Origin of the sequence: Limnofasciculus baicalensis BBK-W-15, assembly GCF_024178385.1 — a bacterium.
Taxonomy (GTDB): Bacteria; Cyanobacteriota; Cyanobacteriia; order Cyanobacteriales; family Coleofasciculaceae; genus Limnofasciculus; species Limnofasciculus baicalensis.
This window is the reverse complement of record NZ_JAMZMM010000266.1, coordinates 1-8,629: the sequence shown is the minus strand read 5'-3', so window position 1 is coordinate 8,629 and position 8,629 is coordinate 1. Positions and strand designations below refer to the sequence as shown.

The window sequence follows — 8,629 nt, the reverse complement described above, 5'->3', positions numbered from 1 at the left end:
GTGATTCCCCACTCCCCACTCCAAAAAACCCACTCCCCACTCCCCACTGGTTGTTTAGTTTACTGACATCCTAATGAATCGCTAGTAACAATATTTGTTTTTGAGTTTATACCGATTGCTTTAGCACACAATTCTTTCACTTGGGCACCATCTAGAATTGCATTAGTGAAATCTGCACCTGTAATATTAGTATCTTTGAAGATGGAACCTAGTAAGATAGTTTCGACTAAAATAGCATCGCTGAGATCTACACCTGTTAGATTAGCTTGATCTATCATTCCATAAGATAGATCGGCTCCGTGCAAATTTACTTTAGTCATGACTGAGCCACTAAAAACTGTCCCGCGCAAGTCAGCATCGCCAAAGTTAGTGAATTGCAAATTAGAATTGGCAAACTCAGCACCCACTAATATTTGACGGGAAAAGTCTTTCCCTGTCAATTCTGCGTTACTGTAGGATAGGGGAGGCGGGTAGTTCGATGCTAATGCTGGCAAGGGAAACCAAAGTGCGATCGCGAATATGCTCGTCCAGATGAATGCTGTTATTCGGGTAAGAAGCATAAAATTTAATTATTAACCTCCGTTATTGTCCCATATTGGGTGCAATTGTGGCAAATTTAATTTTGTTATACTTGGGATCGCAATCGATTGTCTCAACCCACGATTTTTTGGAGAAACCGGGTTTCTGAGCGTATGTCTTGAAGTAGTCTGTATCGCTCTGGAAGTGGGGTGATTCCCGAAGCGCTACGGCTTCTTCACCAACAACCTGAGTTCGGTGTTAGGAGTTAGGTGTTAGCAGATAGAGGCGAAATCGAGCTTTTTGATCCAGAATCTCTAAAAGGCAGGGTGCGAGTTGCCCGATCGCGCTCGTCAACCAGTTAAACTAAGAAATAAAACCACTGTAAACCGCCTTCCCCGATATGGCTAACTCCTCATCTCTTATTGTTGGCTCAATTTTAGAAAACCGCTACCGCATCGTGCGAGAATTGGGATGTGGCGGTTTTGGACGGACTTACTTAGCAGAAGATATCCAACAGCACAAGGAACGTTTGGCGATTAAAGGATTCGATCCCCAAGTTAAAAATAAGGAAGAATTGCGCAAAGCTAAGGAATTATTTGCCAGGGAAGCCGGAATGCTTTCTGCACTCGAACATCCGCAAATTCCCCGCTGCCGAGAATTACTTTGGGTAGAGATTAACGGGAAAGATACTTTATTTATTGTCCAAGATTATATTGAAGGGCAAACCTATTGGCAGTTACTGGAGTCGAAAGGGCGACTTAGTGAAGTGGAAGTTACCCAACTGCTGCAACAGATTCTACCAGTTTTGGAATATATCCACGGCAAAAATATTATTCACCGCGATATCTCTCCCGATAATATAATTCTACGCAATTCTGACAAACTTCCCGTTTTAATTGACTTCGGTAGCGTCAAACAAATAACCGCCAATGCCATATCTCAGTTTACTGGATTACCCGGTACAGTTATTGGCAAACCTGGTTACTCCCCAGAGGAACAAATGCGACAGGGAAAAGCTTCTGTGGCGGGTGATTTGTATGCTTTAGCCGCGACGGTAGTCGTGTTGCTGACAGGGAAAGATCCGCGAGACTTATACGATATTCATAATGCCAAGTGGATTTGGGATAAACAGGTGAAAGTTAGTCCAAATTTGAGCAAGGTATTAAATAAAATGTTAGCGCACCGGATGAGCGATCGCTACCAATCTGCAAAAGATGTATTACTCGCACTCCCGAAACCCGCCACATCTCAAATTACGAATAATCCCTGTCAAATTGGTACTGTAGCTAGCCCAGCTCAACCAGCCAACCAACCTGCTAATCCTCCTAAAAATAAGAATAATCTCTCCCAAATAGGCACAGTTGTTGTCGCGCCCAATCAGAATTCACCAAAGCAACCTGCGAATAACCCTCCACCTCCAGCACCTAATGTGCCCAAAGGTGGTACTTTCCTTTCCAGAATTGCTACTATTGTCGCCGCACCTCGTCAGAAATTACGCCAAAAGGTGAACTCTTTTATTGCCAAACGAGAGGAAGCAAATCGAAAGGAATTGAAAGTAATTGCGATCGCAGTTGGTGCGGGTTTATTATTGGTAATTGGTAGTGTGGCTGTTGCTAAAGTAGTTAAATCTGTTTTTAAACCTCCCTCGTTTCCGATTGGTATTTCTGGTAATAAACCAGATATATCTCTCCCCAAAGTTGAAGTAACTCGACTCGAAAAAATTCTCCAGCGCCGCGATGCTTTGAAAATTAATCATGTAGACTTTAATAAGAAAGTTGATGAATTATTTCATCAACAACACCCAGAATTAAAGGGACGAGTATTGACAAATAAGTCAGAAGATGCTGCTTTGCGGGATGATTGGAGCGAGATTGCTGAGAAGTTATTAGCTAAATTGGAGAAGGGGCAAAGGTGAAATAACATCTTACCCATTCATAAGAGGGCGGTTAAAACCGCGTCTACACAAACAAAACCCGCCTGCGCGGGTTTTAAAATCTTTGATTTTTATTAGCGAAAGTGAGGATATTAATTCAGATAGAGCGGTTATTATTTGAAGGTAACAGGGTGTTTTTTAACGCAAAGGTACGCAAAGGTAAGCGCAAAGGTACGCAAAGAAGCGAGAGGAGCGTAATTTTACAATAGACGAAACTGAGTTTGCCAGGGCTTAAACAACTATCAATCTTGACAGAAATTTCTCACATACTCTCGAAAAACAGGAGATAAATTAAATGAAATTTTCTCTCCTTCTATTGGTTTGAGTAAATACCGCTTACTTAAAGATTGTAAGCCATTAATCAATTCCATTGAGGATAAGGATAAGGATTGTCTTAAATCTTCTCTTGACAGAGGTTGATTAGATTTACTCACTTCTAAAACAATCTGTTGTTCGATTGGTGATAGTCGTTGAAATAATTCATTGCACCAAGATTTTAGATCTTCCGTCAGCAGTAAACCATCTTCCCTTAAAAACTCAGATACTTTCCCCAAAAATATCCTTCTAATTAAACTAGCAATATTTTTTAGATAAACTGGATTGCCTTCATATAACTGAATCAGCTTTAACCAGCTTGACTCGTCTTTTAATCCTAGCTTACTCAGAAGTTCGGTATTCTCTACCCCTTCTAATTCTAAGCATTTTATAGGATACAATTCTTCATCTAAGGATATCATCTCTTGGCATTGTTCCTGACTGATTAATATTAAACTACTTTGATGTTCGATTTCTGTCATCCTTGTGAAAAATGTTTTATAGTCTTTGGATTCATTTTTATATTGTCCGGCAAGTTGTCTGGTGGTAAATATTTCTTGGACATCATCAAGGATAATTAAACATCTTTGCTGACGGAAAAGATTGAATAATTCAGTTAATTTATTATCAGTTTGAATAGATTCTGGATTAATGGCTGTTAAGATTTGAGTAATAATTGTATCTAAAGACTGAGTTAGTTTGATGCTTTTCCAGACTATTACATCAAATTGTTGTAGATTTAGGTCAATGAAGTGTTTGACTAGGGTGGTTTTGCCTATTCCGCTTACTCCTAAGATTGAGATGAGGCGAGTGTTTTGGTGGGTTAGCCAGTGGGATAGGGTTTGGAGTTGGGTTTTGCGATCGTAGAAATGGGTGATTTTGGGGGCTAGGGTTAAGTCGTGATATATCGTGTTTTTAGTGGTTTTCTCTTCATCAGGTATAGATTGATTTGTATCTGCTTGAGGATAAAAGGGGCAATAGGTAATATTAGTGTTTACACCAACAAACTGAAAATTTATAACTCTTTCTAATGTCCAACAAAAATTATATTTATTAACATCTTCCCCCAGCTCTTCAGATAAAGTTTTAAATAACTTACGGCTAACATCGCCAATATAGTTTTTGCTGTCATACCCACATTCATCAGCAATTTCACTATAAGTTTTACCTTGCCAAATTCCTTTAACCACAGTTTTTTCTAAATCGTCTAGGTGTTTTCCTGTTTGTTTCTCGACTAACTGATCTACAAGTTGTAAAATTTCTGTAACACTCATAGAACTAAGGTGTGGTATGCGTTTTAGCCATTATAGCTTAGTTCAAGCCTATAAAATCAGGTTTTTTCGTATCTTTACTTAATATTTCTTAATAAAAATGCGATAAAATCAGTTTTTTTTCAGTTGGCGGTGTTTGGAATAGGGAGTTTAGCATAGGAGAAAGGTCATTTTACTAGTTAGATAAAGTTCTACTTTTTTAACTAAAACAGGACTTACGCAACGCATCTATCTGTAGGGTGCGTTATCCTCTGCTAACGCACCATTACCACTATATGTAGTGTCACTCCGTAAGTTCTATAAAACACCGCAAGCGGGAGAGATGATAGGAAAAATGAAGTTAATCCGTAAAATTGCCGCAGTTGGCACAATATGCCTAGTTTTTGCGGGATCTGCTTGGCAAGTAGCGCAAGGACAACAGCGTACTACTTCACTGTTTTCAAGTGGTTGCGTTACCCGTGGAAGTATGGGAGACAGTCAGCGGGATATCTCTATAGGTAGACAGGTATTTACCGAAATTTTTTATATGACTGACTTGGACTCATTAATTACCTGTAGGATTAGACCTGCTGGATCTCAACCCAAGTTTAAAACTCTTCGTTTAGCTTTTGGTATTGCTGATAATAGAAGTGCTAACAAGCCTGTAGATGTCAACGTTTATCTTGATGGAAATCTGGCTGATTCTAGATCCCTGTCTGTAAGTGAAGCATCCCTTATAATATTGGATGTCAGTAAGGTGAGCAGTGTTGCCATAGAAATTCCTAATAATAACGATCATCGGGGTACAAGAGTTTCATTCATACAAGCCCTTCTTGAACCTATTTCCTCAACTCCAGGTCGAAGATAGTAATATGAGTATCAACAGACGTAAATTTACTCAGTTAGCTATTTTAGGTGGCGCTTCTCTGGCAACTACCTCTGGTATATTTTTCCCCAAACCAGCAGAAGCGTTTATTTTCGGCTTGCTACTGAGAGGATTATCATCCCGTGCAATTTTTGGTAGCCTATTGCGGTTTGCTGCTGGCAGAGTTATTGGAAGTTTGTCCGACTCATTTGGTCCTTCTGAAGAAGAACTTTTGGCAATTCAACTGGCGGATCGAGATTTCGTTGAACGTCAATTTACAGCAAACAAAACGGAACTTGCACGCGCTCAAACTAGCATTTTTTGGGGGCAACAAAGACAAGATAACTGGGGACCAAATGTAGGTTTTGGCTTTGTGCAGAAGTATCAAAGTGAAATTAGCACCGCTAAAATTACTGGACCAACAATGACAGGCATTCACGTTGCTACTCAAGTGCTAGCCAAACAAGGACTTTCTCCTAATCAGGTTGCGGATTCACTTTTACCCGTACTTTCTCAATTTGATGATTGGTGTAGCTGGGAAGGGGATAGTTTTCCTGGTGCAACTGGGAACCAAAATATATGTTTTGCAAACTATCGCACAACCTTGGGTGAAGTTACTTCTCGCTATGAGTTAATTGAACCTGGTGCAGGGGGACGTGGTAATGTAGAGTTGATTGTTGAAGCTGGTGGTCAACCTCGCCGAAATATCATTGTTGAAGTTAAATTTGCCTAATTTTTTAGCGATGAGGACACCTGATTAACGCCGTTCCTCAATGATAGTTTCAGAAACAGGCTTTCCCTCAACCTGAATTAATTTTCTCTCAGGAATCATCTGATATGGAGGATGCTTAATCTGCTTTACTAAACCAGAATTAATCAAAGTTTGGTGAAATGATGCTTTATTGAGAGTTTCTTCTCGATTAATCAGATATTTTTGAATTGTTTGATTAAGCTGTTGAATTTCTTCTATTTCAAGTGTTTCAAGCTGTTTAATTATTTGGTTCAGCGTTGTTAGTGCCATATTTTTTGCACCAAGTAATTGTATTATATTGAAATTCTTTTAGAAGGTAAAGGAATTTGCTTTTTCCCACTATAGTAAACAGTTTCGATCCATAAATCTCTCGCTTCATTAATATTTTCCAGTGCTTCTTCTAAGGTTTCTCCCTGACTCATACAACCTGGTAAATCCGGAATCATCACTGTATATCCTCCATCATCTTCCGGGTAAATGGACATAGGATATTTTAAAGAGAGATAATCTTCTAAAGATTGATGTTCGATTTGAGAGTTAGTTTTCATCTTTCCAGTTTGCTAAATCTAGTAATCTAATAGTTTCTTCAATATAAGTTCGTTTGACTTTCTTCCCTCCTTTTTTCGGGATAATAATTACTTCTCCTTCCTCGTTCTCAAAAGCGTGATGACTTCCCCGCGATCTAATTTCTTGATACCCAAAAGCTTCTAGCACATAACTGATATCTTCAAATCTGGCTTCAGGAGGACGAGAAAGAAGATATTTAATTAATTTACTTAGTTTACTCATTTACCGAATCATAGCATTTTTGAGAATATGGGGTTTTGTACGGTATTGAAAATGATCTGTGTTTTGTCTAGTCCTAAATTACCGTAGCTCGAAATTATTCAAAATTCAACCAAAGCTAAATCTATCCAATCCCATCTACATCATCAATCATATCCAGAGTGTCACCCATCTGTTCCCCATTATGGTAAGCTGCCAAAAGAACTTGACTGCATTTGCCCCACGCGATCGCACCTGTGCGATCTATAGAAATAGCAGCAAAATCTCGCTCATTCCGCCGCGCTTCAATAAATGAACGCTCCATCGCTTCCTGCAACGATAAACCATCCGTCACCCGGACAACAACCTTCGCAGCCAGACATTCTTCAATAATGTCTTCACCAATACCCGTACAACTAACCCCGGCATGGCGATTAGCATAATTTCCCGCTGGCATGGCAGAATCACTGACACGTCCAATTCTTTCAAATCCCTTACCACCTGTGGAGGTACCTACAGCCAAAGCTCCCTGATTATCCAGAGCAACTACACCAATCGTACCCCGTCTTGCTTCAGATGCCGTCACCAATTCTCGTTCGGCAACCACGGATGCCATTGTTCTGTTAAAATTACCTTGGCGTTCTAGCATCCATTCTTCTAACCGTAAATCAGTTAGGGGATTGTAAACTGGGGCATTCATTTCTCGCAGTAATTCCATTGAGCCATGATCTGATAAAACCCGATCCGGGGAATCTTGCAGAACATTCGCCAAGTCGATCGGATTTTTGACTCGTGAGACATTAATCACCCCACTAAACCGCATCGCCTTCCCATCCATTAAAGAAGCACTCATCCGGATTTGTCCATCGGATTGCAATACTGAACCGGTTCCCGCATTAAACCCAGGATCGTCTTCTAGCATTTGACACCCCCGGATTACTGCTTCCCGAGCATTAGCACCCCGTAACAATTTTTCATACACGTCCTCTATTATTTTATAGAGAGACTTCCGAACCGCATCTGCCCCCCCTTTACCATTGAGAGAACTGCCCGCACCGCCGTGGATAATAAGTTTTGGTTGCATCTGTAATTTAGTGACACCGAAAACATAACATCATAATTCAGATGGTATATTATGTCAAGTTAAGAAAGTATAAAGCAGGGGCAAGGGGCTAGAGTCTGGGGAGAAATCAAAAAAATCAAAAAAACCGCTCCTGGGGGGTTGCGCAAAAATATTTTTTTTGTTAAAATTAGATAATGGAAATCTGTGCAAAAATTTTATTTAAGTCACCACTCCCATTATCTCATAATACCACGAACAAGTCAAAAAAGGAACAGAGAGAGCTAAAAATCTTGAGTCTGATCTGACAAGCTTGGCGATACCTATTCCGAGCTGAAAAGCGCGGTTAGCTTTGCCGCTGCCCTGGGCAATCCCATGTCAAGCTCCTGAGAGGGGAGCTTACCCCTCACGGCACTTCCAGTTTCCCATTTTTACGTCGGCGACAGCGCTCTGAGCAAAATTTGACATCATCCCAACATTTTGCCCATTTTTTGCGCCAGCTAAAGGAGAATCCGCAAACGGGGCAAATTTTTTGGGGCAGGTCAGACTTAGAACGCGCTCGTGTCATACTGGCTAAATTAGGGATAAATCAACAACAAATAACCAACAACCAACAACCAACAACCAACAACCAACAACCAACAACGAATGACATTGGAACGGGTACGGATTATCTTAGTAGAGCCTGCTGGACCATTGAATGTGGGTTCAGTTGCCCGTGTAATGAAAAATATGGGATTGCATCAGCTATGGTTAGTGAATCCCAAGTGCGATCGCTTCTCAAAAGAAGCACGACTCATGGCAGTCCACGGTGGAGATATATTAGAATCAGCCCAGGAAGTAGCCACATTACCTGAAGCCTTAGTCGGATGTCATAGAGCGATCGCAACAACAGCCCGAAGGCGGGATCTCCCCATTAAACTAGAACCCCCCAGAGTAGCACTCCCCTGGTTATTGGAAGAGGGCGTAACCTCTGCCTTAATTTTCGGTCCAGAAGACAGAGGATTAAATAACATAGAACTCAATTACGCCCAAAGATTTATCGGTATTCCCTCTAGTCCAGAATATCCAGCCTTAAACTTGGCACAAGCAGTTGCCATTTGCTGTTACGAACTATATCAGTTTACCATAAGTAGGGAAGAGTCCAGAGGAGAGATGTTAGAGATAACAG

11 protein-coding genes are annotated in these 8,629 nt (G+C 40.6%); 4 read left to right on the top strand and 7 right to left on the bottom strand.

Annotation, left to right across the window (positions count from 1 at the left end):
• Nucleotides 1-59: 59 nt before the first annotated feature.
• Nucleotides 60-560: a pentapeptide repeat-containing protein gene (locus NJ959_RS21255; RefSeq protein ID WP_254013745.1), complete on the bottom strand. Its 501-nt coding sequence runs from the start codon at nucleotides 558-560 to the stop codon at nucleotides 60-62.
• Between the two features lie 359 nt (nucleotides 561-919).
• Between NJ959_RS21255 and NJ959_RS21250 the strand changes: the two genes are divergently transcribed.
• Nucleotides 920-2,434 (top strand): serine/threonine-protein kinase, encoded by a 1,515-nt coding sequence (locus tag NJ959_RS21250; protein WP_254013744.1) that lies wholly within the window; start codon nucleotides 920-922, stop codon nucleotides 2,432-2,434.
• 260 nt (nucleotides 2,435-2,694) lie between these two features.
• Here the strand turns inward: NJ959_RS21250 and NJ959_RS21245 are convergent, their stop codons facing one another.
• The gene (locus NJ959_RS21245) at nucleotides 2,695-4,041 is read right to left on the bottom strand and encodes a helix-turn-helix domain-containing protein (protein WP_254013743.1); all 1,347 of its coding nucleotides are present in this window, start codon (nucleotides 4,039-4,041) and stop codon (nucleotides 2,695-2,697) included.
• Nucleotides 4,042-4,372: 331 nt separating this feature from the next.
• Between NJ959_RS21245 and NJ959_RS21240 the strand changes: the two genes are divergently transcribed.
• Together NJ959_RS21240 and NJ959_RS21235 are read left to right on the top strand one after the other, a co-directional pair.
• The gene (locus tag NJ959_RS21240; RefSeq protein WP_254013742.1) at nucleotides 4,373-4,885 is read left to right on the top strand and encodes a hypothetical protein; all 513 of its coding nucleotides are present in this window, start codon (nucleotides 4,373-4,375) and stop codon (nucleotides 4,883-4,885) included.
• Between the two features lie 4 nt (nucleotides 4,886-4,889).
• Complete coding sequence (locus NJ959_RS21235; protein ID WP_254013741.1) at nucleotides 4,890-5,615, top strand: Tat pathway signal protein; 726 nt, start codon at nucleotides 4,890-4,892, stop codon at nucleotides 5,613-5,615.
• A 24-nt stretch (nucleotides 5,616-5,639) separates the two neighbouring features.
• Here NJ959_RS21235 and NJ959_RS21230 read toward each other — a convergent pair whose 3' ends face one another.
• The 5 genes from NJ959_RS21230 to NJ959_RS21210 all read right to left on the bottom strand — a co-directional run bounded on the left by NJ959_RS21230 (nucleotide 5,640) and on the right by NJ959_RS21210 (nucleotide 8,026).
• On the bottom strand, nucleotides 5,640-5,903 hold the full coding sequence (locus NJ959_RS21230) for a hypothetical protein (protein ID WP_254013740.1): 264 nt from the start codon (nucleotides 5,901-5,903) through the stop codon (nucleotides 5,640-5,642).
• A 23-nt stretch (nucleotides 5,904-5,926) separates the two neighbouring features.
• Nucleotides 5,927-6,181, bottom strand: coding sequence for a type II toxin-antitoxin system HicB family antitoxin (locus tag NJ959_RS21225; RefSeq protein ID WP_254013739.1), 255 nt, complete (start codon nucleotides 6,179-6,181; stop codon nucleotides 5,927-5,929).
• Nucleotides 6,171-6,422, bottom strand: a complete 252-nt coding sequence (locus NJ959_RS21220; protein WP_254013738.1) for a type II toxin-antitoxin system HicA family toxin — start codon at nucleotides 6,420-6,422, stop codon at nucleotides 6,171-6,173. Before NJ959_RS21220 ends, NJ959_RS21225 begins: the two co-directional genes overlap by 11 nt.
• 121 nt (nucleotides 6,423-6,543) lie before the next feature.
• Complete coding sequence (locus NJ959_RS21215) at nucleotides 6,544-7,482, bottom strand: isoaspartyl peptidase/L-asparaginase (protein ID WP_254013737.1); 939 nt, start codon at nucleotides 7,480-7,482, stop codon at nucleotides 6,544-6,546.
• 382 nt (nucleotides 7,483-7,864) lie between these two features.
• Nucleotides 7,865-8,026, bottom strand: coding sequence for a DUF2256 domain-containing protein (locus tag NJ959_RS21210; RefSeq protein WP_254013736.1), 162 nt, complete (start codon nucleotides 8,024-8,026; stop codon nucleotides 7,865-7,867).
• Nucleotides 8,027-8,106: 80 nt separating this feature from the next.
• Between NJ959_RS21210 and NJ959_RS21205 the strand changes: the two genes are divergently transcribed.
• On the top strand, nucleotides 8,107-8,629 hold a 523-nt coding region (locus NJ959_RS21205; RefSeq protein WP_254013735.1), incomplete at its 3' end, for an RNA methyltransferase.